Origin of the sequence: Shewanella psychrophila (genome assembly GCF_002005305.1) — a bacterium.
GTDB classification, from domain to species: domain Bacteria; phylum Pseudomonadota; class Gammaproteobacteria; order Enterobacterales; family Shewanellaceae; genus Shewanella; species Shewanella psychrophila.
In genome coordinates this window covers 6,258,187-6,284,672 of sequence record NZ_CP014782.1, presented here as the reverse complement: position 1 = coordinate 6,284,672, position 26,486 = coordinate 6,258,187, and the positions used below count along the sequence as shown (strand labels likewise).

Annotated in this window: 21 protein-coding genes; 8 read left to right on the top strand and 13 right to left on the bottom strand. The window is 46.5% G+C overall.

Translation table 11 applies throughout. From position 1 onward, the window contains the following. Nucleotides 1-179: 179 nt before the first annotated feature. From sps_RS27565 to sps_RS27540, 6 genes are all read right to left on the bottom strand, one after another. Nucleotides 180-554: a hypothetical protein gene (locus sps_RS27565; protein WP_077755438.1), complete on the bottom strand. Its 375-nt coding sequence runs from the start codon at nucleotides 552-554 to the stop codon at nucleotides 180-182. A gap of 403 nt (nucleotides 555-957) precedes the next feature. Beyond that, nucleotides 958-2,163 carry a type III PLP-dependent enzyme gene (locus sps_RS27560; RefSeq protein ID WP_077755437.1) on the bottom strand — a complete coding sequence of 402 codons (1,206 nt, stop codon included), beginning with the start codon at nucleotides 2,161-2,163 and terminating at the stop codon, nucleotides 958-960. 2 nt (nucleotides 2,164-2,165) lie between these two features. Next, nucleotides 2,166-3,998, bottom strand: a complete 1,833-nt coding sequence (locus sps_RS27555) for an IucA/IucC family protein (protein WP_169915964.1) — start codon at nucleotides 3,996-3,998, stop codon at nucleotides 2,166-2,168. Beyond that, nucleotides 3,976-5,193 (bottom strand): MFS transporter, encoded by a 1,218-nt coding sequence (locus sps_RS27550; protein WP_077755435.1) that lies wholly within the window; start codon nucleotides 5,191-5,193, stop codon nucleotides 3,976-3,978. Before sps_RS27550 ends, sps_RS27555 begins: the two co-directional genes overlap by 23 nt. After that, nucleotides 5,184-6,950 (bottom strand): IucA/IucC family protein, encoded by a 1,767-nt coding sequence (locus sps_RS27545; protein WP_077755434.1) that lies wholly within the window; start codon nucleotides 6,948-6,950, stop codon nucleotides 5,184-5,186. Before sps_RS27545 ends, sps_RS27550 begins: the two co-directional genes overlap by 10 nt. Beyond that, a complete protein-coding gene (locus sps_RS27540; RefSeq protein ID WP_077755433.1) occupies nucleotides 6,950-8,137 on the bottom strand; it encodes an ATP-grasp domain-containing protein in 1,188 nt (395 codons plus the stop codon). The genes sps_RS27545 and sps_RS27540 overlap by 1 nt, the downstream gene beginning before the upstream one ends. A 319-nt stretch (nucleotides 8,138-8,456) precedes the next feature. Between sps_RS27540 and sps_RS27535 the strand changes: the two genes are divergently transcribed. Further along, nucleotides 8,457-9,227: an HpcH/HpaI aldolase family protein gene (locus sps_RS27535; RefSeq protein ID WP_077755432.1), complete on the top strand. Its 771-nt coding sequence runs from the start codon at nucleotides 8,457-8,459 to the stop codon at nucleotides 9,225-9,227. Nucleotides 9,228-9,242: 15 nt separating this feature from the next. After that, nucleotides 9,243-11,369: a TonB-dependent receptor family protein gene (locus sps_RS27530; protein WP_077755431.1), complete on the top strand. Its 2,127-nt coding sequence runs from the start codon at nucleotides 9,243-9,245 to the stop codon at nucleotides 11,367-11,369. Nucleotides 11,370-11,507: 138 nt separating this feature from the next. On the opposite strand, the gene sps_RS27525 is transcribed toward sps_RS27530, so the two are convergent. The 3 genes from sps_RS27525 to sps_RS27510 all read right to left on the bottom strand — a co-directional run bounded on the left by sps_RS27525 (nucleotide 11,508) and on the right by sps_RS27510 (nucleotide 13,833). Continuing rightward, nucleotides 11,508-12,233 carry an AraC family transcriptional regulator gene (locus sps_RS27525; protein ID WP_077755430.1) on the bottom strand — a complete coding sequence of 242 codons (726 nt, stop codon included), beginning with the start codon at nucleotides 12,231-12,233 and terminating at the stop codon, nucleotides 11,508-11,510. A 418-nt stretch (nucleotides 12,234-12,651) separates the two neighbouring features. Next, a complete protein-coding gene (locus tag sps_RS27515; RefSeq protein WP_077755428.1) occupies nucleotides 12,652-13,140 on the bottom strand; it encodes a nuclear transport factor 2 family protein in 489 nt (162 codons plus the stop codon). Between the two features lie 312 nt (nucleotides 13,141-13,452). Next, entirely contained in the window at nucleotides 13,453-13,833 is a 381-nt protein-coding gene (locus sps_RS27510) for a hypothetical protein (protein WP_077755427.1), read from the bottom strand. 116 nt (nucleotides 13,834-13,949) lie between these two features. Between sps_RS27510 and sps_RS27505 the strand changes: the two genes are divergently transcribed. Further along, nucleotides 13,950-14,828 (top strand): AraC family transcriptional regulator, encoded by an 879-nt coding sequence (locus tag sps_RS27505; protein ID WP_077755426.1) that lies wholly within the window; start codon nucleotides 13,950-13,952, stop codon nucleotides 14,826-14,828. A gap of 846 nt (nucleotides 14,829-15,674) precedes the next feature. Next, nucleotides 15,675-16,280, top strand: coding sequence for a hypothetical protein (locus sps_RS27500; RefSeq protein WP_077755425.1), 606 nt, complete (start codon nucleotides 15,675-15,677; stop codon nucleotides 16,278-16,280). A 408-nt stretch (nucleotides 16,281-16,688) separates the two neighbouring features. On the opposite strand, the gene hutI is transcribed toward sps_RS27500, so the two are convergent. Next, complete coding sequence (gene hutI, locus sps_RS27495; RefSeq protein ID WP_077755424.1) at nucleotides 16,689-17,915, bottom strand: imidazolonepropionase; 1,227 nt, start codon at nucleotides 17,913-17,915, stop codon at nucleotides 16,689-16,691. Nucleotides 17,916-18,110: 195 nt separating this feature from the next. Here hutI and hutC point away from each other — a divergent pair, with 195 nt between their 5' ends. The 3 genes from hutC to hutH all read left to right on the top strand — a co-directional run bounded on the left by hutC (nucleotide 18,111) and on the right by hutH (nucleotide 22,215). Then, on the top strand, nucleotides 18,111-18,812 hold the full coding sequence (gene hutC / locus sps_RS27490) for a histidine utilization repressor (protein ID WP_077755423.1): 702 nt from the start codon (nucleotides 18,111-18,113) through the stop codon (nucleotides 18,810-18,812). Nucleotides 18,813-19,008: 196 nt separating this feature from the next. Then, nucleotides 19,009-20,679 carry a urocanate hydratase gene (gene hutU, locus sps_RS27485; protein ID WP_077755422.1) on the top strand — a complete coding sequence of 557 codons (1,671 nt, stop codon included), beginning with the start codon at nucleotides 19,009-19,011 and terminating at the stop codon, nucleotides 20,677-20,679. Nucleotides 20,680-20,682: 3 nt separating this feature from the next. Beyond that, nucleotides 20,683-22,215 (top strand): histidine ammonia-lyase, encoded by a 1,533-nt coding sequence (gene hutH, locus sps_RS27480; protein WP_077755421.1) that lies wholly within the window; start codon nucleotides 20,683-20,685, stop codon nucleotides 22,213-22,215. A 178-nt stretch (nucleotides 22,216-22,393) separates the two neighbouring features. Here hutH and sps_RS27475 read toward each other — a convergent pair whose 3' ends face one another. Together sps_RS27475 and sps_RS27470 are read right to left on the bottom strand one after the other, a co-directional pair. Continuing rightward, entirely contained in the window at nucleotides 22,394-23,038 is a 645-nt protein-coding gene (locus sps_RS27475; protein WP_077755420.1) for a DUF3157 family protein, read from the bottom strand. 522 nt (nucleotides 23,039-23,560) lie between these two features. Next, nucleotides 23,561-24,097, bottom strand: coding sequence for an outer membrane beta-barrel protein (locus sps_RS27470; RefSeq protein WP_077755419.1), 537 nt, complete (start codon nucleotides 24,095-24,097; stop codon nucleotides 23,561-23,563). A 194-nt stretch (nucleotides 24,098-24,291) separates the two neighbouring features. On the opposite strand from sps_RS27470, the gene sps_RS27465 reads away from it, so the two are divergent. Further along, nucleotides 24,292-25,557 (top strand): mechanosensitive ion channel family protein, encoded by a 1,266-nt coding sequence (locus tag sps_RS27465; protein WP_077755418.1) that lies wholly within the window; start codon nucleotides 24,292-24,294, stop codon nucleotides 25,555-25,557. A 222-nt stretch (nucleotides 25,558-25,779) separates the two neighbouring features. On the opposite strand, the gene sps_RS27460 is transcribed toward sps_RS27465, so the two are convergent. Next, nucleotides 25,780-26,406 carry a LysE family translocator gene (locus sps_RS27460; RefSeq protein WP_077755417.1) on the bottom strand — a complete coding sequence of 209 codons (627 nt, stop codon included), beginning with the start codon at nucleotides 26,404-26,406 and terminating at the stop codon, nucleotides 25,780-25,782. Nucleotides 26,407-26,486: the final 80 nt, after the last annotated feature.

Below are 26,486 nucleotides of genomic sequence, written 5' to 3'. Positions count from 1 at the left end.
GTTTGGTATCATGCCTCTCTCGCAGAGAGGCTATTATCATTACTTTGTCCTTCTTAAGGAATACATCGAATAAAAGTAGAGAACTGGCGTTCTCTACTTAATTGCTATTTCGTAGAGCTTTCTATACAAGATTACCCTATGTAAAATGGTTGTAAGCACTACCTTTTAAGTAAGGTTCTCTAAGAAATACTTTCTAAGAAAGAGCCTTCAATGGATTCAGTAGTCATCCATGAGTAAGACAGTCGTTGTTTTTTGTCTTGCTCTGTGATGATCCAGATCTGCTCTTTATCAAATGCATAGCTGGAGAAGATTCTGCCATCAGATTTTGTGGCTTCATCATTCCTTGCTTTCCCCTCGGCGCATAGCTCTCCCCAGTCACGATTTTTATGTCTTTCTAGCAAGAGGGATACCCCTACACATTGAGGATTCGCTTCCATTGTTTTTCTCAAGAGCGTTCGCACAGTTTCCTTAATGACAATATTACCAAGCTCGAATGGAATGCTGTCAGAGGTGTTGATGTGCTCGCTTTGACTTAACTCTTTAGAGTGTTTCATTGCATGTTCCTTTTATCTAAATTATTGCGCTTTCCTCGCCTGACGGTGCAAGCACTTGTCATATTTATGAAGTGCAGGAATGCCATATAGCTCCGGCTCCATACAAAGCAGGTTATGACATAGAAAAGCTGAAATAGATTCGCAAAGAACAAGCCAGATACCAGCTAATAAAGGTATCCCTGATGTAATAAATGAGCTGGATCAATGTTTTAACATTAAATTGGAAGGATTAGAGCTAATTAACTAGTGTAAACGTAATCTCTAAACTCGAAGATAGCTCACCTTAGGTGACTTATATAAATATAGCCATAGAAATCATAATCCCACTAAGTTCCCACAGCTGCAGATGAAACAAGCTTAAACGATGAGCCTGCCTCATCGTTCAGGCTACCTTCCCCTCTAATTAATCAAGAAACACCATCTCAGGTGCGGCATGCATTAGGAAGTTTTGATGGGAAATGTTCCAGGCGTAAGCCCCGGCTTGGGTAAATACCAGATAATCCCCCAAATTCAGCTTGTCGATATATTGCTGTCTGGCTAACACATCTTTTGGCGTGCAGAGTTGGCCTACCAGGGTAACATTCTGCGCTTTTATACTGGGCGATGTTTCAGGCTCTGACTCAGCTGTTACTGGCGATCTCGAGTGCACGAAGAAAGGGTGATCATGGCTCTGAGCCGCTGGGGTGCGGAAGTGATGGGTGCCGCCGTGTCCTATGGCGAACCATTCCCCGTGGCTCTGCTTGATGTCTAAGACCTGCATCACATAGCAACCGGCATTGGCGGTGACAAAGCGCCCACACTCGAAGCGTATGTTGATTTTTGTCATGGACTCTTGCTCAATAAGGTTTGCCAGCTCGGCGCAGAACTCGCGCCAATCGAACCTTTGTTCTGGATGAGCATAATCTATGCCTATACCACCGCCTACGTTCAATAGGCTCAAGTTCAGATCGTAATCCCGACACCAGCGCTTGAAAGTGCGGAAGTACAGCTTCATCAAGGCTAGATGGCGCTGAGGGTTTAGCTGGTGTGACATCAGATGAAAATGAAATCCCAGTAGTTCTATATGAGGTTGCTCGCGGATAATGGCGATGGCTGAGTCAAGCGCGTCGACATCCAGTCCAAATGGAGTGGGCTTACCGCCCATGGTTAGTCGAGTGTGTTCTATGCCGTCCAGACCTATATTCATGCGTAGCAGGATGCGGCAACTACGCTGTTTCTGTGAGCATAAACTGGCGATGCGACGCAGCTCTAGCAAACTCTCAACATGAATAGCTTCAATATCTATATCGATCGCATAGGATAAGTCGCTGATTAATTTTCCCGGACCACCGAAGATAAGAGGCATCTTGGGCTGACATTGATGCAGCCAATTGAGCTCTCCGCCGGAGGCGGCTTCGAAACCATCTACCAGAGGTGCCAGAGTTTCCAGAATCCTTTCCTCGGGATTAGCCTTAGCGGCATAATAAAACTCACAGTTTCTCGGTAGAGCAGAGACTATCTCATTGGCGTGATCCCGTAGAGAGGCGAGATCATAGATGTAGGCACATAGCGGTGTATGTTCATCTTGCTTAGCCGTGAGTTTATCGATTGCTTGGGTAATTCTATCCATGATTAAACCTGATCTAAGTGAGAGAACGGGCTGGCTAAGCGGTTATAGCCAGAGAGTTTGTCCGCTTGTTTGAGTAAGCGGGTGGTTAGGTTATTTTTCGAGGGAATATCATCGCCTTCTAACAGGCCTTGTAGCTCTGCTTGCTCCCCTTCGACCAACTGCCACTGGGCTATGGCCTGTTTCAGGCTGTGCCATAGATTAAGCTCTAATTTTTTCTCACCGGAAGCGAGATGGAAGATGGCTTCGCTGACATTATTGATCAGTGTGCAGTAGGCGATACGGTTCCAGCCCTGCTCTCGACTGTAGTAGACGGAGGAGATGGCGCTATCCGACAGATCTGTCAGGCTCTCTCTGGGCCAGAAATTCGGCAGCAGCTTAGTTCCCTCCAGATCCCTCAGCCAGACGAAGGCGGGTAGGCCATCGCTGAAACCAACCAGAGTGTTCTGCAGATGTGGCTCGAATGCGATACCTTGCTTGAAAAAATAGTAGAAAACACCGGGTAGTAGGGCGTCCAAATAAGCACTAAACCACTGATTTGCCATCTGCCCATAACTTAAGTCTCTTTGCTTGGCTAAACGTTCAACCAGACCCTGACAGATACTCTGGCCATCAACATCCCAGGCGAATAAGGCCCCCGCCATCTGAGGTCGATATTTTTGCTCCAGCTCGTTGTTGATACCGTCTCTGTATAGGATGCCGAAAGACTCACTCAAGGTGCGGCTCTGTGTCTCACTGATTTTTTCTCCTATGCTACTGAAATCCAACGTGCTGGCAGCAGGTTCCGCCATCAGGGTGAATTTAGGGCAGTGAAAATAGGCTTCCTGTTGCAGATCTATCAGTAGGCGGCTCAGGACTATAGCACTCTCTAATTCATACCAGGCATTCTTGCGTACGCAATTGGTCAGGCGTACATGAATGGAGAATTTCATAAAGCGGTTTATTTCTGGGGCGTATAAGGTTCGTACCGAAGAGGTGGGATAAACCTTGTGGCCCAGAGAATCTAAAGGCAAGAGTAAGCCTTGCTCTATGGCTTTTTGCACAAGGGGCTGAGCCATGATGGTCTTAACTTCCCAGGGATGGCAGGGATACAGGCATTCTTCTGCCGGGTGGAGCTTGTCGATCATATCCAGAGGCATAGACTCGCTACAATACAGCTGTTTGACCAGAGATTTATCGACTTTGAACCAGTAGAGGGGGAAGTTGGCGCCTATCTCTGGCGAGCAGGCTAACATGTCATCGAATGCTACCCCGTGACGACTCTTAGGCGCCGGATGCATCGCATGACCCCAGAGCAGGCTCTGCTCCGAGGCAATAAGACCTGAGCAAGCATCCATTGCTTGGGTCTGTGGTTTATAAGGACCATGAGCTCTTTGAATAAAGGCTTGAGTGACATCGACACTGTTACTTATCTGCTCCATTAGCTCATGATTAAACTCGGTATTCGTGACTATGGCCAAGTGTTTAAGCATGAATTTAGCCAAGAAATGGGAGTCGAGAGGCTGCCAGGATGAGCCCATCTTTTTCAGATATGGCTGGCTGATGAAATGGCATCGCCCCAGTAAACTGATGCGGTCTGCAACTAGGATCAACACCGCGTCTGACTCGGGGAAGATTAATCTGATCTTGCTATGACCCGCTAATCCTCCTCGGGTAAATGCCATGGGACAGTCAGGATTATTATCGTCCAGACAGACCTGATTATGGGGTAGGGCATATTCCCGTATATAACAATTGAGCAGGCAAGCTATGGCATTATCTTGAGCCATATGCCGATGAGCCTGAGCACAATATTTGTCAAGGGTCTGGGAAGTATCAGCTTTGTGTTGTACCGACATGATCTTGTACCTCATTGAAAAAGAACATTAGAACCAAGAGACCTAAGCCACAACTCAGGGCTGCAAGTAGGAAGGGCCAATGCAGTGAGCCCCATTGACTGGCGTAGCTGGCACCTACTCCAGCTAGCACCCCTGCCCACTTACCCCAGGCATCGAAGCGGCCAAAACTCAAACCGGCTTGTTTTTGACTAATTCGTTGGCTGACAAACAGGTGGAGGCCACTGAAGATCAGCACCATGCCGAAACCAAACAGGAGTCTCAGGGCGATAAGCCAGCTGCTTTCAACCAATAAGAACTGACCGAAACAAGCAAGGCCTAACAAGGCGAAGCCTAGCTGGGTCTGTTGTTTCGCCGACCAAGTTAACTTTTTAGCCTGAAAGGCAAATAGGAGATAAACCAGATGGGGCAGGCTGTAATAGAAGCCGCTCAGGGCATCGCTCTGAGTGCCTAATTGCTCGCTATAGAGTAAGAAATAGGGAAAGGTGACCACCATGGCGAAACAGAACAAAAATTGCAGCCATAACAGGTGTGAGAAAGGTCGCTTCTCTTCCGAATTCAAAGCCTGGCTGCTGATGACGGCCGCTTTGGCTGTCAGTTTCCCAGGCTTAGCTGCTGATTTAGTGCTGCCATAGGCCCGAGTATCTGCAAGTTTAGTGTCGTCCGGCAGACGCCAGCACACCAGAAATGCCAGTAGAGGCAACAGGGCCAGAGCCCGGTAGATCATTAAGGGGTCCTGTATATGGGTAAATAATCCTAAGGCTATGGGGGCGCACACTAAGGCTAAACGCGCCGAACTTTGAGTCAGGTTCAGGCTGTTGGCCAGTTCTTTGTCTTTAAACAAACGGCTCAGATACGCGTTTGATGCCGCGAGCGTGCCACCACTGATCCCTTGCAATATCAGTCCGGCGGCAAACCACCAGATCGAGTCGGCAAAGCCGGACAGGAGAAAACCTGCAACTAGGCCGACTTGTGCCCGCAGCAGCGAGGTTTTCTTACCAAACTTATCGGCAAACCGTCCCCACCAGGGGGCTGTCAGCGCCGCACATATGGTGGGCAGGACAAACATGATGCCTATAAGATAACCCGAGCTACTCACCCCAAGACTCGTCAACATTCTCGGTAGGAACAGGGGCATGCCTAGAGCGGTGAAGGCCGTTAAGAAGTGGCAGAACAACACCACGGAGATCACTCGCATAGGAATCGCTCACTTAAGAAGTTAGGTGCCGTATGGCCATAGAATTTATTGACGTCGCTGGCTCCCGAGCTGGCTTTACTCAACAGGCTGCCGGAACTCAACAGGTATTTAATCGGCAGATAGGTTTGTCCCAGCAGATAATGACGGGCGTATTCTGTGTCGACTCCATCTCTGTCCAAGGCATCGAGTTCTGCCAATAACAGCTGACGTAAATGGCGGTACATGGTTTTGCGATCACCCAAGTTTTTGCTCGCCATAGCTTCTATGATGGCGGCGATATCCAGTTGCAAAGTAATGGTGGTAAACATCTGTGCTAGCGCCTCATCGTCTTCCACCAGAATTCTGCGATCGAGAAGGCTAGTCACTCTCTGCTCGGCTCGTTGAGGATGTTGGGCTGATTGTTGATAGCGCCTGGCCAGTAAGCGAGCCGAGTCGTTATCCTTCATCACCAGAGATAAGCTTGAATTTTTATAGGCAATGACGGCATTTTGCTGATTAGACTCCAGGGCTATGCCGTATTTGAGCCATAGGCGTAAGTGAACCTTTAGCAAGAGGCTCAGGTATTGGGTAAGCCAAGCCTGGCTGTCACCTCCATAGTAGCTATCGGCCAGATGACTCAGGTATAGGCGTCCATCGGGCATCTCGCTCGCTAGAGCTGCTACCGCGACCAAGTGTTTGTCTTGCATAGATAATGGATAGCTGCGGACGATATAGGCAAACTCTTTACGCTCGCCCATATGTCCTCCGTGCTGTTCATCGACATGTTCGAATAGGGGAGTCAGCTGAGGATCGTTTTCGGCGAGTTCGGTCAGAGTCTGTTCGAACCAATGACCGTCATAGATAGTGCTGGGTTTGATGGAGCGGATATTCTTCGCCCCCAATGTCGCCATCATCAGCGGTACCTTGATATGAACCCCGGGGAAATCGACCAGGGCTAAGGTGCGCACCGATAGCGTTGGCTGAACTGTAATCGCCGACTTTGGGGCGATTAAGATCCCTAGAGGTAGCTCTGGTAGACCTGCTAAGGTCAAAGGGTGTAAGGGAAATAGCTGGTGGCTTTGTGTGTAGCCGATATCGAGCCCTACATCGGAAAAACTTGGCCAACAATCCGGCGTCGTGGACGTCAGCGAAACCAGGCTTTTTTCTATTGCCAACCAGTTAAGCTCGAATCTGGGTGCGAATTCCGGGGCATAACGAGTGAGTGCGTCGGCATCGAAGCCTACTTTGGCCCGTGCAGTAGGGTAATAAGGGTGATCCAGATAGGCAGCTAGCTGATCACCGAACAATAACTGATGATGCCAATCGCTCATGTTTGTAAATTCAGCGCTCAATCCCTGTTTCTGTTGCTGATATGCCTGACGACAGAGAAGATCTTGCTCCGAAGCGCAATCCGCCTCGTGAATATAGCGACTGAAGAGCGCTCTCTCTTCCTGGGTCAAACCTGAGGACAGGGTCTCTAACCAATGCCGATATCCCTTCACATAGCTCAGACTTGCTCCCGGAACCTCCTGGGTAAGCCATGCCGGGGAAACGGCGCGCCACTCCTGCATATAATCGCTTGGAGTCAGAGGAATGTAGAGGGTTTTAGTTCCAAGATGGCTTACCTCTAGCCAAGCTTGAGGTTGGGCTTCGGGCCAGATATCTTTGTCACTGGCTAGCTGCTTTATCACAGAACCTTGGCTCATAAGCTCGCACACGTTTTCTCGTAAGCAGGTGTCTATGATTCTTTGGCAAATATAGGATTGAGATAAAGACATTAGTTTAGCTCCCAGAGTAGTTCACGACTGAGTTCATCTGCCTTGGCTGACAACACTTGTCTGTCTGGGCCGATCAGGGTTAATGCTCCGAGATAATCTTTATTTGAATGAGTTAATTTGACGCTATCGCCTTGAGTTTTAATGGGTATAAAACTGATATTTTGCTCACCATTCAGATATTCGAATGGCGCTGGACTGAGTTGTACCTCACCCGCTTTTCCGCTAGGGAAATAACGAATAATTGCCTCGGAACTACTGAGCTTCAGGGGGGCAAGTGGCTTACCAGAATGCAGGGATAATATGGTTTCGAACCAGCTGAAAGGTAAAAGCTTATCCAGTAAAAATTCACGTCCGTCGCCTATGCTGCGATAGTTTATCTCGACTAAAACAGGTCCTTGATCTGTGAGGATAAATTCGCTGTGGCAGACGCCAAAATTGACACCGAATGCCGCCACTTGAGCCAAGGCTTGCTCGCGATATTTCAGACTGACAGGCCCGTTCCAGCTAGCTTGAGTCTCAACAAAATGAGGTAGGGCTGACAAGCTAACATCGAAGCCACCAATGGCCTGAATATGCTCGCCGTCACCTAAAGTTTCTAGGGTGAACAATGGTCCCTCTAGATAAGCTTCCAGCAAGATACAGGTATCTGTTTGCTCCATGGCTGATGCGTATTTTATCAAGGCATTCAGATCGTCACAGAATGCTACATTCAGGCTGGCGACTCCTTCTCTGGGCTTAGCTACTAGAGGAAATGGCAGATTTTTGGGCAATGGCTGCCCCGCTAACCAGGTATGTGTCCACACATTGGGTTGATTTTGATTGGTAAGCCGGGTTCGCATAGCCGCCTTGTTTTTCGCCTGATAGCAGAGGTGCCAGTCTTTAGCGGGGCAAAAGAAGTAATCGGCGACTATGGCTGTGCTCGCCTGTAGATGATCACTATTTGAAAATATCACTGCTGGCGAAATGGCCAATGTGTGTAACAGATCTATGATTGCCATAGGATTAAACACGTCACATTCAATAATCTGGGTCGGACTGGCTTGCTTACCGGCGAAGTATTGTTTGTGTGCTAATCCATGGTCGGTGAGTAAAAAAACGTCATAGCCCATATTCAAGGCGGCGGGGACGAATCCCTCGGTTACTGCCCGGTTTTCGACATGAGTGATCAAAATCAATTGTGGTTTCATACCTGTATCTCTTATCAACAAAAATAAAATACGCTGACTCCCGGTGAGGGGAGCAGGACTGCTGGGAATGTACAATAAGTGAGCGTTCAATGACCGCAATGGAAAAGGAATCTAAATGAAAACCATTCTCAAATAAAGATCATTTACGTTTGAATATGATTTGTTTCTACTTTCTGTAAGAGATTAAAAAGTCTCTAAAAAATACAGTATGGTGTAACATCATGATAACAGTGGATAAAAAAACACAGAAAAAAGACTTGACCTATTAACTTAAATGATAACAATAACGATTATCATTTTCTGTTGTGGCAGGGATAGCATGATAAAAGCCAATTTATTGAAAACTAAGCTTGCCGAAGGCAAACCGCTCTTTGGCATGCTCAACTCAGTGCCTTCACCCATAATTTGCGAAATGTTGGCTTACGCCGGCTACGACTTCGTCATTCTCGATACCGAACATGTACTCATCTCAGATGATGCCGTAGCACATACGATCCGCGCTGCCGAAAGTGCCGGGATCCCTTTACTGGTCAGGGTGGCCGATGCCAATCCTGCATACATAGGAAAATTGCTCGATGCCGGTGCTCAGGGGATTGTCATTTCTCGGGTGTCTAGTCTGGAAATCGCCAAGCAAGCCATTGCTGCAGCGAAATATCCGCCATTAGGCTGCCGAGGGATTACAGGTGGTCGAAATACCGGGTTTGGCACCTTGCCGTTGCAGGAATATATCGACATTGCAAACCGTGAGACCTTCGTTGGTCTGATGATCGAAGACACCCAGGGCATTGATGCCTTGCCTGAAATTCTGCATTTAGATGGTGTCGATATGATCTTCGAAGGGGCACTGGATCTCAGCTTGTCTATGGGACAAGGCACCGAATTTAATCATCCGGCGGTACAGGACAATATCCATTTTATGGCGAGCTTGTGTCTGCAACAAGCCGTGCCCTTTTGTGCGATTCCGCGCCTGCCGGGGCAGAAATCTGCCTGGTGTAAGCAGGGGATCACCGCCTTCCTCGTAGGTGAGGATAGGGGACTTATTTTCAAACAGCTGAAGCACCAGCTGCAACATTTAAAACACGATGAATAACATCAAGGAATAATCATGTTTATGCCAAACCAGGGATTAAAATTGACCACGCTTTCCGTGGCCATAACCGCCAGTATTGCCTGTCCTTTTGCCTTTGCCGATCAAGATGCCCCCGCCATGGAAGTCATGGAGGTTAAGGGAAGTGTGCTGGGGAATTCGGAAGTCGCCGATCTGAAAACCTATGCCGGTAACCGGAGTATCATCACCCATGACAAGATGGAGCGTACTGCGGTGCGATCCATAGATACCGCACTACAGCAGATCCCAGGCATTAAAATTAAGGATGAGACGGGCACAGGCGTGTTACCTAATGTCTCGGTGCGTGGTTTAGACAGCAGCCGCAGTGGTTATGCTCAGTTCTTGATGGATGGTATTCCCATGACCTTAGCGCCATACGGTCATACGGGGCAGTCATTGTTTCCGGCAACTCTATTTATGATTGACCGTATCGATGTGGCCCGTGGCGGAGCTTCGGTGCAATATGGTCCTAACAACGTAGGTGGGGTGATCAACCTGATCTCGAAGCCTATCTCTACCGAATGGGAGACGACCCTCAATGAGAAGATGACTTTCTTCGGTAGCGGTAAAAACCTCTATGACACTAACCTGAGCACAGGTGGTGCGGTTACTGAAGATTTTTCTATGCGTTTAGACGCCAACTTCACCAAGGGAGAGTCATTCAGAGACCACTCGGACACAGATGTGAAGAACATCATGTTAAAAACTGTGTGGAACATAGACGACAACAATAGTATCGATGCTAATTTCCAGTATTACGATGCGTTTTCTGAGCTACCCGGTGCCCTTAATACCGAGGCGTATGAGGAAGACAGGACTCAATCTCTTAGACCCAACGATGAATTTAACGCGGATACCAAACGTATCACGATTAAATATAAACACACACTCGGCGATTCATCCTTCTATGATGATGGCGAACTCGAGCTGATCACCTTCGGAAACAAGAGTTCACGTAACTTTCAGTGGGATTTCTACGACAAGAGCAAGGACACCGACGGCGATCTAGGTAACCATTGGGCTGACACGACTCAGACCGCCACAGATCTACGTAACTCGCCTAGAACATTTACCGTTTATGGTATAGAGCCTAAGGCAAATATCTACATTGATGGTGATATCACCCAGAACATCATAGCCGGTGTTCGTTACGTCAACGAAGACATCAGCTACCAGCTCAATCAGATGGATAAGACGACCTTAGTCACTACCAGCCCGAGAGACTGGCATATGGACACCAATGCCATGGCGTACTACATCAGTAATGAGCTGGGCTTCTTCGATGACAAGCTCACCTTAACGCCGGGCCTTCGCTATGAAGATGTGCGTATGGAGTTCACTAATCTGGGAGCGGGCTACAGCCAAGATAACCATGTCACAGAATGGCTGCCTGGTATCACCTTAGGTTATGAGTTTTCCGACTCATGGTTTGCTTACACCAATGCCCAACGCTCATTGCGTACACCACAGATATCTCAATTATGGCCAGAAGGGCAGACGTTAGAATCGGAACTGGCCTGGAACTATGAAGCCGGGGTGCGTTTCACGCCGACCGATACCAGCAGCCTGACCTTGGCCGCCTATCGTATCGACTTCGAGAATAAAGCCGAATATGACAAGGATATTAGTCTGTTCGTTAACATAGGCGAGACCCGTAACCAGGGCATAGAGCTGGAAAGCACCTATTCGCCTGAGTCACTGCCTGATCTGACGCTAACTGGCGCCTATAATTATCTGGACACAGAGCAACTCGAGGGTGAGTTTGCCGGAAACCAACTGCCTTATGTGTCTAAGCACCAGCTATCTGCCAGTGTCTTATATAGCTTGGATCAGGTGGATCTGGGCTTGATGGCTTACTACTACAGTAAATCATTTGCAGATCTAGCCAACAGCGTCGAAGAGAATGAGTCGGGCACGGCGGGGGAGATACCAGAATATACCGTGGTTAACTTCAACATCAGTACCGAGCTGTTTAAGAAAAATGATAAGGGATTAAAAGTGGGCTTGTCGGTCAATAATCTGTTCGACAACGAATATTATTTCAGAGGATTAGACGTTTCACCGGCTGGTCGTGTACCAGCACCGGGACGTTCCTTTAGCCTAGATCTTACCTATCAGTTTTAAATAATCTTGCATCAATAAGAGATGGGTAACCATGGTGTCATGGTTATCCATTTACTCGTGCCCGGCTCAATTCATAGCAGATGCTAATGATGTTGCTTGTTTCTGGCACAGTCAGTTAAACGACATTAGAGTTAGATTTTACTCCAAATTCTCATAAGTAGATCTCCGGTAGGCATGAAATGCTGCGGAATATGCTGAGAGGCTGGCATAGCCCAACTCAAAAGCAATCTGAGTCGCCTGTTGCCCGTCTCGTTGTAATTGTTTGGCTTTTTCCATCACTACGCGGCTTCTAACGTCACGGAATGAACATTGAAAGTGCTGTTTGAATAATCGATTTAAGGTACGTGTTGATGCTCCACAGGTTTCAGCATATTCATCAAGCTGGATCTTAATATTCGGAACCTTAGTTAAAGCATTAATCACTGGGAGTAAACGCCGGTCAAGCTCGCCTTTTGAGGTCATCATGCTGGCGGATGGAGAGGTTCGTGCAATTTGATCTTTAAGGACCCAGTCGTAATGCAACTGGGTTTTAGAGCCGTTGGGCAATAACCCATTTTTCTTCATCGACATGATTTGAATAATCAGTGGTGTCAGTTCAAGGCTGCAAATACTGTCACCCAAATTCATCATGTCAGCGTCTGTAGAATACATAAGAGATAGGGTCGAGTGTTTCAAGCCTTCTGCTTTATGCTCTACATTTTGGGGCAACCAAATTAATTGACCCGCAAGAGCCAAGATACTGCTTACTCGTGTATAAATCACTTGGCAGCCGATGTGCACATAAACTAATTGGGCTGAATTATGGCAATGAAACGGCGCCTTTTCTTGTGCCTCAACAATTTGCAATGTATGAGAAAAGAACATAATGGTTAGCCCCTGTTTTTAGATATTTTTGGGTATTATCAAAATACAGCTTTCGAATTTCATCGGAAACAGATCGTTATGACTAGCATGATTTCGTACAGGATTATAGAAATAGACAATCTAGTTAATACTTATCTCAACAGGTATGCTGCACATTAAGGCTCTGAATATATCAGTGCCTTTTCTGTCAGGGAAGGCCTTCTTACTCGGCATAAGAAGGCATCTATCCAATGAGCCTATTTTAGGTGTGTTGTGCATTGACCAGCCATGGATATCAGTTAATGGAAATAGCCATTGGAGTGCCAATACTATCGACGGTGCAGTCATAAAACCTAAGACGGTCCGATCTGCTTGGGGCAGATTTACGCTAACTTTTGAATGGACTGAAATATTTAAAAATCATTGAGCCAGATGCTAACTATTCAGTCCTAGATCCTATGTCACTATCTTCACTGCTACCTTTCACCAGGGTATTCAATTCATCAATCTTAGTTAATTTTCCATCCTTAAAATAGTAGAAGGCTAAAAACCTTAATACCGCTTCTGATCCATCTTTTTTGGTTAAAGCAATCGTGTGAATTTCTGAAATAACACCATCACTATCAACATTGACGTCTTCAAAATGTATTTTTGCACCTAATAGAGAATCAGAGAGAACTGTTGAGTGTGCCAAAAACTCAGTTCTGTCATTTATCCCGCCGCCAAAAACTTGCACAAAGTCATCAGAGAGCTGTTTATCTAATTCACTGGGGGTATTTAAAAATACCTCAAATGTTTGTTCGAGAAATCGATTTGCTTCTGGGTGACTCAAATCATTGAATGTCACTTCGACAGGCATGGCCTGACTAAAAGCGCTAAATCCGAGTAAAGATAAGCCGAGTAATTTTGTATGCAGAAACTTTTTCATGTCTATCCCTCTTTTAAAATGTCTGCTTAATATATAAGTTAACTGGTCGTTAATCTTTCGAGATAACGCCACTCTGTACAGGCTTTACGCCAAAAGAATGAAGGGGGGCATTAGCTTTGGTTGATTCTTGGATTTATCGGAGAGGCAAGTTATCCAGTGTAGATGGGGTTATACTTTGTGTATCTAAAATATCGGGAGCGAGGAAAGATCTCTTCCCGCTCCACGGTCTCTTCTTTGTGCCAGCTAACTTTGTTCATACTCACTTTTTAATAGGAACTGTCTGACAAGTTAACGCTTGGAAACTAACTAGATTTAGGCACCCTGGATGGTGTCTATATCGTACCAAGGGGTAGGGTTGATTGGGCAACGAAAACGTACTCCCTCACCTGTTACTTCTACTACATCGGTTCTACGTGTTTGGCCAGGTTCAAGAGGAAACATATCCAGAGGTTCATGGGTGGTGAAGTTTTGCAGTTGGAATCCAACAAGTTTTCCAGCCTTGTTAGTAATAATAAATTGATACTTTCCCGGTTTTAATGATGCCAGGGTATCTCTAGCGGTGAAGTGTCCGCCATGCTGATCTAAGTGTATTTCTACCACACCTTCGGCATTCTTTACCGGTGTCGCAGCGAATGCGCTGGCACTGATTATCAGAGCCGTAAGGGCAATAAACTGTGCGAGTAACTTTTTCATATCTCTTCCTTAATGGGTTTAAGTTGAATCAACCCATTTAGGATAGAAAAACGGCTTGAATTACACTATGTCTGAGAGTCTGAGCATTATGTTCATCAGTCTAAATAGAGGGAAATATGTCGATATTTAATGATTTACTGTCGAGATTTCATCTCAACGCGACTATTTTTCATCGTTCCTTAGTGTGTAATCCCTGGAGCACGGATACCTCTGGCTCTGGGTTAGCCAGCTTCCACCTGATAAGTTCTGGTGAGGCATTCTTACATTGTGAACAGTATCAGTCTGAGTCCTTATCGACCGGGGATCTGGTGATATTTCCCCATGATGGGTCTCATATTATCGATAGCTGTGAGCAATCGAACGCTGAGCACCATGACACTAGTTTTGTCTCCTACCCAATAGACAGCAAACATGTGGATGGCACAGGATTAATCTGCGGATATTTCGATTTTTGCGAAGACAAACAGCATCCACTCATTACTCAGTTACCCCAATGCATACTGTTAAAGAAACAAGATCAACACGGTACCCTTATTAGTATCTTAGATAGCCTGATCAAGGAGGCTAATCTAGGTACCCAAGCTAGCGATGTCATATTGTCACGTCTCAGCGAGCTGTTCTTTCTCACCCTGTTGAGAAGTTTATCCTTGGATACACAGACAGATCTCGGCCTGTTTCGAGCCCTGCAAGACCCTAAGATGGCCAGAGTGCTACAGGCTATATTTGGGCAACTAGCCAGCCCTTGGGATCTGGCTAGTTTGGCGAGTGTCGGTGGTTACTCACGAGCCAGCTTTGCCAGCCACTTTAAACAATATTTTGGGCAAGCCCCCCTGGAATACCTGTCTCATCTGAGGCTGACCCAAGCGAAGAAACAACTGATGTCGGGAGACACTGTACTTAAGGTCGCCCTAGACGTTGGCTATGGAAGCGATGTCACTTTTGCAAAAGCATACAAAAGATACTTTGGCCACGGACCAGGAGCGAGTCGACCCTAAGGAAGTGCAGTGAGCTAAACCGCTCATGCTTAGGTTTTTTGTGCTGTAGCTTCTAAACTTTTCAGTTTGCTTGTGTATTTATTTCCAAACTTTGTTTGGATTAAAGTCGTGGAATTCCATTCCACACCAGGGCAAGGAGGACTGCTCGTCCTCTCAACAACATCCCTGTTTAACAGCCAGTTCGGTAAAATATGTCCTATACAAGTGCCAGTTCAGCTTCCATGCTTCTCGTTCATTAGCGATGGCTTTGCCATATTCACCCTACCTCTCGCTCAGAGAGGTCATTGTTATGACCTTAGCCCTTGCATTCACCATGACGCCCCGGCGAAGTTGTGATCCTCAGTGCTTATGGATAAGTAGCTAACACTTCCGATGATCCGAATTATATCCCTATAATTCCATCCAGTTCGGCTATCCCTGCCTCTCGTTCATAAGCGGAAAACTATGTCTTCATTCACCCTGCCCCCGAAAATTAGGCCCACATCTGATAGGCAGGATGCCTGAATGCCGTGTAGTCCAAGGACGGACGAGAACGGCCATGTCGGTCTCACACTATTTATCCCAACACCCATCGGCAACCTCCAACGGGGATTTATTGTACCTAGAGGATATTTTCAGTTGTCGTAATGAAACATCTCTAAAAGGGGCCGATTGAAGTTAAAAATAAACTTCCTTATGTGCGTTTATACTAAACTGAGCAAGATCAAACTTTGTTCATCTTTCGTTCTATAAATGGAATCTCTACCTTGTAGGTAACAATAAAATTGTTTAAGTTCAAAAAGATATTATGTATTAATCACCAAATATAGATTCGTTATCCATTACTTTAGTAGAGAAAATTAAATCGTGAAAAATTTTTACTTCCTTATATCTGTGATCTTGTGTTCAGGTTGCGCCACCACGACGTGGACTTCTAAAGTTTCTATTGATGAATTTACAGATAATAAAACATGTAAAATTATTTATGGGAGTGATTTTGGAAAAGGGTTCAATAAAGGATTAGGAGGTATTCATTATTATCCTTTTATTGAAAAGGTAAACGATGAGGTAATTTTTGGTGTGCAAGGTGACTACAACATACCTGTTGGAGATGTTCAGATTCGAGTCGATCAGAATAAAGCCATTACAATTTCGTATACAGAAACACCCGTTTTTTACTCTGCTTCATCAGCTCAAACAGTTGATCTATCTTACTTAAAAAATATAGAAGGAATAGATCAACAAGCTATGCAAGAATCCATAAATGCCACAATGCTGAATGTTCAAAAAATTTCTAGTCCATTCACTGCAACATCAGGTGAAAAAGCTAATCTTATAATTCGACAAATGAAGCATGGATCTAAACTAAAAATGAGAGTTATTGGGTTTGGTACTAATTCCGTTCAATCTTCAAGTGGCGAATATGGTATAGATAAACAATTTTTGATGGCTCTCTCCAAGTGTGGGATTTAGGGGGAAGGTATATCGCTCTAAGTGCATTTAGCGGGCACCTATAATGCTTGCAGAGTAAGAGCGCTTGTTAAGTGCTAATTTGTCAAATCGAAGAGAAAATGATCCAGTGTTGATGCGGCTACGAGTTTCGGTTTCAAGGATGAAACCGTAAAGCGGCCAGGGATGGCTTTACAGCGTCTCGTAGAAGTATCTGCATGTAAGCCCACGGCAGGTGATAGGTAACATTACGAGTAAATGTTTAAAATGAGCCTTCATGGAGTGATAGGTGGTTCGCATATTCATATGCTGTAGCTGGTGTAAGCATTAAACACAAAGAAGGCCATGGGCACCATAAAACCACCAAGTACCCATATCGCCAGATGAAACCAACCCAAACGATGAATCAGCCTCATCGCTCAGGCTGCCATATTATTGGTGAACCAAGTGTCCTGCCTTCACTACTTCAAGGCATACACCTACCCCATAGGTGTAGGACAGCTCTGCTGGAGTGGTAATATCCCATAAGCAGAAATCTGCCTGCATGCCGGCTTCTAGCACACCGACTTTATCCTCGATACCTAATGCCTTGGCGGCATTGCGGGTCATACCCGCGAGTGCTTCTTCTGGTGTCAGACGGAATAGGGTACAGCCCATGTTGAGCATCAATAGGCTTGAGCAAAGTGGTGATGACCCTGGGTTGTAGTCGCTGGCCAGTACCATGGGCACCTTATGTTTGCGCAGCAGTTCGATAGGGGGCATCTGGGTTTCACGCAGGAAGTAGAATGCGCCGGGTAGCAAGGTGGCGCAGGTGCCGCTTTTACTTAGGGCGATAACGCCGGTTTCATCGAGGTATTCGATATGATCAACCGACTTAGCGCCTAACTTGGCCGCCATGGCTGAGCCGCCTAAGTTTGATAACTGCTCGGCGTGGAGTTTGATATTTAAACCTGCTTTCTTGGCGGCGCTCAAAACTCGCTCGGTCTGCTCGACGCTAAAGGCGATATTTTCGCAGAAAACATCGGCGGCATCGGCTAGCTCTTCTTCGATGACTGCGGGTAGCATCTCGTTGATCACAAGATCGACATAGCCGTCGACGTCATCTTTGTATTCTGGGGGAATGGCGTGTGCGCCGAGGAAAGTAGTCTTCACGTCTACGTGATGATGCTTGCCGAGTTCACGGGCAACACGCAGCAGTTTGAGTTCTGTCTCAGTGTTTAAACCATAGCCTGACTTTATCTCAACCGTGGTGACTCCCTCTTTTGCGAGGGCGTTGAGGCGCTTGCGCCCTAGTTCGAATAGCTCGGCCTCACTAGCTTCTCGGCAGGCTTTCACGGTTGAAATAATGCCGCCACCGCTGCGGGCGATCTCTTCATAGCTGGCGCCCTGGAGACGAAGTTCGAATTCATTGGCTCGGCTACCGGCGAAGACTAAATGAGTGTGGGCATCGATAAGCCCAGGTGTTATCCAGCCGCCCTTGCCTCTGTAAACCGGCGTTGACAAAACATCAAACTCAGGCAGCTCGGAACGTGGCCCAACCCAGACGATTTTGCCCTGTTTTACTGCAATGGCTGCATCTGTTATCGCTCCATAAGGTGCTGATACAGCAGGAGACATAGTCGCTACATTGACGTCAATCCAAACCTGATCCCAAGACATATTTTTTCCTCACTTTTGAAGTGTTGTTATTCTTTCAGAAATAAAGTTGTGATCCAACTTGTATTTACTTGTATATACAAGCTAGGATTATAGCGGTAATTTTAACCGTTTGAAAAGCGTTATTGGTGGAAGACAAGTTCCTAGATTCTAGAACCTAGGATCTAATATCGCAAAATTCAGGTTTTAAGGATAGGTATGGCGACGCCAAAGTTTGCAGAAATTAAACAGTATATTTTAGCCCGCATCGAATCCGGCGAGTGGGAGGAGCACAGCCGTGTGCCTTCTGAAAACCAGATGGCTGAGCTGTTTGAGTGCAGCCGCATGACGGCCCGTCGTGCATTGACTGAGCTCACCGACGATGGCGTACTCGAGCGATCTCAGGGTTTAGGCACCTTTGTCGCCGAGCTCAAGTCCCAGTCTTCCATGATGGCTATTCGTAACATTGCCGATGAAATAAAAGACAGAGGCCATGGTTACAGCGTTAAGCAACTTGAGCTGACTCAGATTGACGCTATTGCGCCTATTGCCATCGCTCTGGGGTTAGAAACCGGCAGTCCTGTTTACTATTCGGTCTTAGTGCATTGTGAGCAGGGGACTCCGCTACAGCTTGAGGAACGTTTCGTTAACCCCAAGCTTATTCCTGATTATCTGCTCCAGGACTTTTCTGTTCAGACCCCCCACGAATACCTGTCCTTGGTGGCACCGCTTACCGAGGCGAGACACACCTTAGAAGCCGTAGTGGCAAATAAGCATAATCAAGAGCAGTTGCAGATCCAGGCGAGTGAACCTTGTTTACAGATCTTGCGTCGCACCTGGTCACGTAAAGGCGTGGTGAGTTACGCCAGATTAATTCATCCGGGCAGTAGATTCAGATTAGGTGGTCACCTAACGTTCTAAAAATCGATCTGCTGCGCATTTCGATGATGCCACTCTGCGTGGCGAAGAGCCTTGGTAGTAATGATGGATAGAGCAAGATTGATTAGTTGAGTTAAAGTGAAATGAAGATGTATATACAAGTAAAAGACAAATAAACAAAATCAAAACTCTCTAAAAGAGTATTAAGAATCAATAAATTGAATAGAGGTTTTTCGAAATGGATAAGAGACACGATCCAAGCCGTCGCATAATCGCACCACACGGCAGCAAGCTAAGTTGTAAGAGCTGGATGACAGAAGCGCCTATGCGCATGTTGATGAACAATCTGCATCCTGATGTTGCCGAGCGCCCGGAAGATCTCGTGGTCTACGGCGGTATTGGCCGTGCTGCTCGTGATTGGGAAAGCTATGACAAGATCATCGAAGTATTGCAGCGTCTGGAAGAAGACGAGACCCTGATGGTGCAGTCGGGCAAGCCTGTTGGCGTGTTCAAGACTCATAGCAATGCACCACGGGTGATCATTGCTAACTCAAACCTGGTACCTCACTGGGCAAACTGGGAACACTTCAACGAGCTGGACAAGAAAGGTTTGGCCATGTATGGCCAGATGACGGCGGGTTCTTGGATCTATATAGGCTCACAAGGCATAGTCCAAGGCACCTACGAGACCTTTGTTGCTATGGCTAATCAGCACTTCGGTGGATCGTCGGCGGGTAAGTGGATCTTGACCGGTGGCCTAGGTGGCATGGGCGGCGCTCAGCCGCTGGCTGGTACTATGGCAGGTTATTCGGTTTTGACCTGTGAAGTCGATGAGACTCGTATCGATTTCCGTATGCGTACTAAATATGTCGATAAGAAAGCCACATCTCTTGATGAAGCCTTGGCCATGATTGATGCGGCCAACAAGAGCGGTAAGCCGGTTTCTGTCGGTCTTCTAGGTAATGCGGCGGATGTGTTCGCCGAGCTGGTGGAGCGTGGTATCACACCTGATGTAGTGACTGACCAAACTTCTGCTCACGATCCATTAAACGGTTATTTGCCACAGGGCTGGACTCTGGAGCAAGCTATCGAGATGCGTAAGAAAGATGAAGCGGCTGTGGTTAAGGCGGCTAAGCAGTCCATGGCGGTTCAGGTCAGAGCCATGCTTGCTCTGCAGGCAGCTGGCGCAGCAACTACCGATTATGGTAACAACATACGTCAGATGGCATTCGAAGAAGGTGTGGAAAACGCATTCGACTTCCCGGGTTTCGTGCCAGCCTATGTTCGCCCTCTGTTCTGTGAAGGCATTGGTCCATTCCGTTGGGTGGCACTCTCCGGTGATCCAGAAGATATCTATAAGACAGATGCCAAGGTTAAGGAACTTATTCCGGATAACCCGCATCTGCACAACTGGCTCGATATGGCCCGTGAGCGTATCGCCTTCCAGGGCTTGCCATCACGTATTTGTTGGGTGGGCTTGAAAGATCGTGCTCGTCTGGCGCTAGCCTTCAACGAAATGGTTAAGAGTGGTGAGCTGTCAGCTCCAATCGTTATCGGGCGTGATCACTTAGATTCAGGCTCTGTTGCCAGCCCTAACCGTGAAACTGAATCTATGCTCGATGGTTCGGACGCTGTTTCTGATTGGCCCTTGATGAACGCATTATTGAACACCGCAAGTGGAGCGACTTGGGTCTCTTTGCATCACGGTGGTGGTGTGGGTATGGGCTTTAGCCAGCACTCAGGTGTGGTTATCGTTGCCGATGGTAGTGATGATGCCGCCGTGCGTCTAGGGCGTGTGCTGTGGAATGACCCTGCGACAGGTGTTATGCGCCATGCAGATGCTGGATATGAACTCGCTAAGAATTGTGCAAAAGAGCAAGGCCTTGATCTGCCTATGTTGGAGAAGTAAGAAATGAGCCATTTAGTATTAACCCCAGGAACACTGAGCCTTTCTCAAATTCGCGACATCAGTCGTGGCAAGGTGAGCCTTGAACTTGCACAGAGCGCCATTGCCGGTATCAATACCAGTTCAAGCATAGTGCAGAAGATCTTAGATGAAAACCGCACGGTTTATGGTATCAACACAGGTTTTGGCTTATTGGCGAATACTAAGATTGCCGCCGAAGATCTGCAGCTACTGCAGCGCTCTATTGTCTTGTCTCATGCGGCGGGTACGGGTCAGTACATGCAAGATGCCACTGTGCGCCTGATGATGGTACTTAAGATTAACTCACTAAGTCGTGGTTTCTCGGGCATTCGTCTCGAGGTGATCAACTTCCTTATCGCCTTGGTTAACGCCGAAGTGTACCCATGTGTTCCTGAGAAAGGTTCTGTGGGTGCATCGGGTGATTTGGCGCCGCTATCGCACATGAGCTTGTCGATACTCGGTGAAGGTGAGATGAGCCATAAAGGGGAGATTTTGACGGCTAAAGAAGGTCTGGAAATTGCTGGTCTTGAGCCAATTGAACTGGCCGCCAAAGAGGGCCTTGCCCTGCTTAACGGCACTCAGGCATCGACTGCACTTGCGCTTGAAGGCCTGTTTAACGCAGAAGACCTGTTTGCGGCAAGCTCAGTGATTGGTGCCATGAGCGTCGAAGCTGCCATGGGGAGCCGTAGTCCTTTCGATCCACGTATTCATGCGGCACGTGGCCAACAGGGTCAGATAGATTCTGCCGGTCTATTCCGTCATCTGCTCGGCGAAGAGTCTGAGATTAGCTTAGATCATGTTAACTGCGAGAAGGTACAAGATCCTTACTCACTTCGTTGTCAGCCACAGGTGCTTGGTGCTTGTCTGACTCAGATTCGTCATGCGGCGGGTGTGCTTGAAGTCGAAGCGAACGGCGTAACAGATAACCCATTAGTATTTCAGGACACGGGTGACATCATCTCGGGTGGTAACTTCCATGCCGAGCCTGTTGCAATGGCGGCAGACAATTTGGCTATTGCCCTTGCCGAGCTAGGTTCTATCGCCGAGCGTCGTATCGCGCTGCTTATCGATCCTAACCTATCTAAACTGCCTCCATTCTTAGTGGAAAATGGCGGTGTAAACTCTGGCTTCATGATTGCTCAAGTAACAGCGGCAGCATTGGCCTCAGAGAACAAGACTTATGCTCACCCTGCATCGGTAGACAGCTTGCCGACATCGGCGAATCAGGAAGATCACGTCTCTATGGCGACCTTCGCGGCGCGTCGTCTGCGTGATATGTCTGAGAATACCCGTGGCGTACTGGCGATTGAATTGTTGGCTTCGGCCCAAGGGTTGGATTTTCGTGCACCGCTACAACCTAGTGTTGCAGTGGCTAAGGCGAAAGCCGAAATTCGTGAACTGGTGACTTATTATGATAAGGACAGGTTCTTCGCTCCAGATATTGAAGCATCGATTGACCTGCTAATGACTGCAAGTTTTAACAGTTACTTGCCAGCAGGTGTTTTACCAAGTTTGTAAATAAACTAGGTGAAATTTTATCTGAAACTAGTTGGTTGATTTGAAATTATTGATTCACTATAGATATTGAAAGGGCCTTTAGGCCCTTTTTATTGCTTGTTTTAGTGTTAATTTTTATTGTTATCTGGTAGTGATGGTTAGATTTTACCTTCACTACCATCTAGTGCCTTTTCTAAGATCACATTCTCGAATTCATCTCGCCTATTTTGAGGCTGAGTAGTTGCTTTGACCACTGGTTGGCGTCAATGCCTTCGAGCCAAAAGGTTCTGCTCTGGCGATTTTCACCTTTACGTAGATAAGTATCTGGTGATCTGAAGATGGCTTGCCATACCTTGATAGTTTCTGTCTTGAGTTTCTTGCCTGAGTCGTCGTACAGGGTGACATCCATCTCTATCATCACATAGTGCTCAGAGCTGCTGCTGGCTAAGTCGAAGGTAAGACCCAGGCGACCATCCTCATCCCACTCGCTCTTAGCAAAACTGACTTTAACCCCAGATTTGGCTGTGGATTTAAGTAATTCGGCTTGAGACATCGCGCTGGCTGTCATTGTTTGACGGGCCGCTTGAGTAGCTGTATTGGTTGTGCTTGTTGTACCCACGGCAATTGTTGTAATGGCTGTGGTAGTCTGGGCGCTTGTTTCACTGGTCGTGGCTGGAAGAGTCTCGAGGATCACGTACTCCCAGGTGAAATCGTCATTAAGACGGACCTTGGCACCATTTTCTAAGGTGACTGTGGCTAGAGTCTCGTTGGCCGCTATAGCTAAGCCGGGAAATAGAAATATTAGCAGGGCGAGTGAGCTTAAGAGTCTTAGACGTTTATACATGGGAGTGAACCTAATAAAGTAGATTGCTTGGGTTGATAACAATCAATTATACATGTGTGAGCTAGTATTATACCAATCTGCATAAAGATGTGTCCGCTCAGCGAAAGTTTAGCGCTTCTGGGGCAAGGTGATTAATTACTCCTGCATTAATGACATTCAGAACATCCATGTTCTTTGCAACGAGTGAAGAGCTTAGTTATTCTACGTTTTAGCTCGTTAACACCGCACTAGAAGCGCTAAAACTCGCCTTTCAGGCGCTTTTGGGCTGCCTACTTCTTCGTTGAATAACTTCACAAGGGCGCACCATTGCATTACTTATTCGCCTCGAATTAGTTTGCCCAAAATAGCGCTGAGTAGACCACTTACTTATGCAGATTGGCTTTATATGGGATAGGTCAATTATCACGCTTTCTTACTGGAAAAATAAGGAATTTACAAAAGAGGGCATAATGAAATAATGACTCAGAGAAGAGCCATTATTTTTCATATCTGTCGCAAGGTGGGACTTGTGTCTATGGGGAGTTACATAGCCCAGCCGATACTGATAACGGCAGACTCAGAAGCCGAGTTGTATCCTGTACTGAGCATCAGACCCGAATCCATCATATATCTGAGCCCTACCTCACCTCCCCAAGTCGAGTCAGATTCCTCTTCCCATATCGGCTTTCCGTCGACAATTTTAGGTGTTTTTCCATTTGTGAAGTGAGTTTCATGGGTATAAGACGCTGCACCACCATAGATGCTGAAGTTGTTGGTGAGGCTGTAACTTAGTCCAAAACGCCACATAATGTCTTGGGTATAACCTTCTGACGGTGACGTCAGATTCATATCTTCTTCGCTGCTTTTGGCGTAGCCGATATAATAGCCCCACTGAGCATAATCTCTGTCGTAGTGATAAGGCGATAGGGTGATACCGTACATATTATTTATTGCAGGTATGTAATCGGCGGTGATACCGATTTTAGGCTTAAATCCCGGATTAGGATCTTCTGCTGGAATATTGGCCTGAGCCTGTATGCTGGTGGTTAAAAGAGCCAACATGATTAAATATTTTGTCATCTACATCATCCTCTCTGACTTTAGACGTCGATTGTTGTTAAACTTTGTACAGCAGTCAATGCAGGATTTTAAAAATCCTTATAAAAGAAATCTTTGTGGTGTTTTTGTTGTTTTTTTATATCGGAAACTCTGTTGGTGTTTGTTAGATGTTGGTAATAGTTTGTCGATATCGGTATTTCTAAGGGAAGTTAATAGTGGATCAAGAAATCAGGTTACAGATCACTCAGTGGTTATCTAATTGGGGCATTAATACTACGCCATCGGACGGTGTCTCTACGTCTGTGATGGTTATTGCCAGCCTTATTGTCTCTATATTGGCCTATCTGTTCGTGAAACGTGGTGTTGTTCGGGCGATGAATATAGTCATAAAGAGGTCAAAAGTGAGTTGGGACGATATCTTCATGCGCCATAAGGTGCTGGAGAAGTTTGCATTTTTAATTCCTGCTCTCGTACTCAGTATATTGGTCCCATTGGCATTAACTCAGCATGCGCTTATGAGCAGCATGATTCATCGCCTCTTGAGTGTGACTATAGTGATACTGTTGATCCGTGCAGTATACAGCTCATTGGATGCAGCCAATGAGATTGCCGACGTTAACTTGGTAAGCCGGCGTTTACCCATAAAGAGCTTCGTTCAGCTGTTTAAGTTATTTCTCTTCTTTGTTGCGATAATTGTGTCTATTTCTATTTTGGCCGATCAATCACCTGTCTACTTCCTTAGTGGCTTAGGTGTGATGACTGGTTTGGTGATGTTGGTTTTCAGGGACACCATTCTTGGCTTCGTCGCTGGAATTCAGTTGGCCGCTAATCGTATGGTGAGTCCGGGTGATTGGATCCAGATGGATAAATATGGCGCCGACGGCTCAGTAGAAGAGGTCTCTTTGACGACGGTTAAGGTGCGTAACTGGGATAAGACCATAACCATGATCCCTGCTTATTCACTGGTTTCCGATGCCTTTAAGAACTGGCGAGGCATGTCTGAATCTGGTGGTCGCCGAATTAAGCGTTCGATTCTCATCGATATTCATTCGATTCGTTTCCTCTCCGATGAGGAGCAAGTGAGACTCAGTAAGATTAATCTATTGAAGAATTATCTGGCGCAAAAGGATGAGGAGATCAATGAGTTTAACGGCCATGTTTCGGACGCAGATATGCCAGTAAACAGTCGGAAACTAACCAATATAGGCACTTTCAGGGCTTATTTAAAAGAGTTTGTAGCCAATCACGACAGAATACACAAAGACATGACCTTACTGGTTCGTCAACTCGCCTCGACTAAAGAAGGGGTGCCTATAGAGATCTATATCTTCACTAACGATACTCGTTGGGTGGTTTATGAGGATATTCAGGGGGATATATTCGACCATGTGTTCGCCATCTTGCCTGAATTCGGCCTAAGAGCATTTCAGGCTCCAACGGGTTCGGATATTAGAAGTTTGAAAGAAGCTTCTAGCTCCTAGTGCCGAGCCGTAACTTGGTAGCTATGAGTTGTAAGTCGTAAGTTTTAAGCTACGAGCTCGATGGTGATTTTTAGTAATTCTGGATCCCGGCTAACAAGATTGCCGGGATGACATCCTATTTTTACTAGGCTGATAATCTCGGTAATTCAGATCACTTTGCTCGAAACTCGTAGCTTTCTTGGCCTTGTCTTGAGCTTATAGCTTACAACTTTTCTGTTAAGTCTAGCTGTCCCGTGTGACTAATATCGCTGCGAGTGTGATAAACACGCCGCCGCTGGTTCTGTCGAACCAATGTAGTTTATTGCTGGTTCTGAGACTTGGAGCCAGTACATTTGCCATGCTGGCGTAAATCATCACGAAGCTAAAATCTATCACGGCCCAGGTTGCGGCTAATATTGCCAATTGAGGCCCTTGTGGCATGGAAATATCGATAAACTGCGGAAACAGAGCAGCGAAGAAGAGCAGATCTTTAGGGTTGCTTATTCCTACCATAAAGGCCTGTTTGAACATCTGCTTTGGGGTGCCTTTACTCTTGATGTGTTGTAGATCTAAGCCCTGGCCACTAGCTTTTGTCAGTAGAAGCTTTATTCCCAGAAGTATTAGATAGGCGGCGCCACAGTATTTTAATATGGTAAAACCGTACTCAGTCGCACTCAGTAGCGCACCTAGGCCTGCTGCAGATGCCATCATTAGAATAAGTGCAGAAGTGACACTACCAAAGGCGGTTGCTAGGCTGCGAGTCTTACCATAATGCATACCATGGCTCATGGACAGTACAGCCATGGTGCCTGGAGATATGGCTATCAGTAGTACGGCGAAGAAGTAGAGTAGCCAAGTATCAAATATCATATTTTGTATAAAATGAGTTCGGTTGTGGCGGAACTATAACGATCTCAATCTTAATTGGCAATGTGTGCCGCTAGTTATCT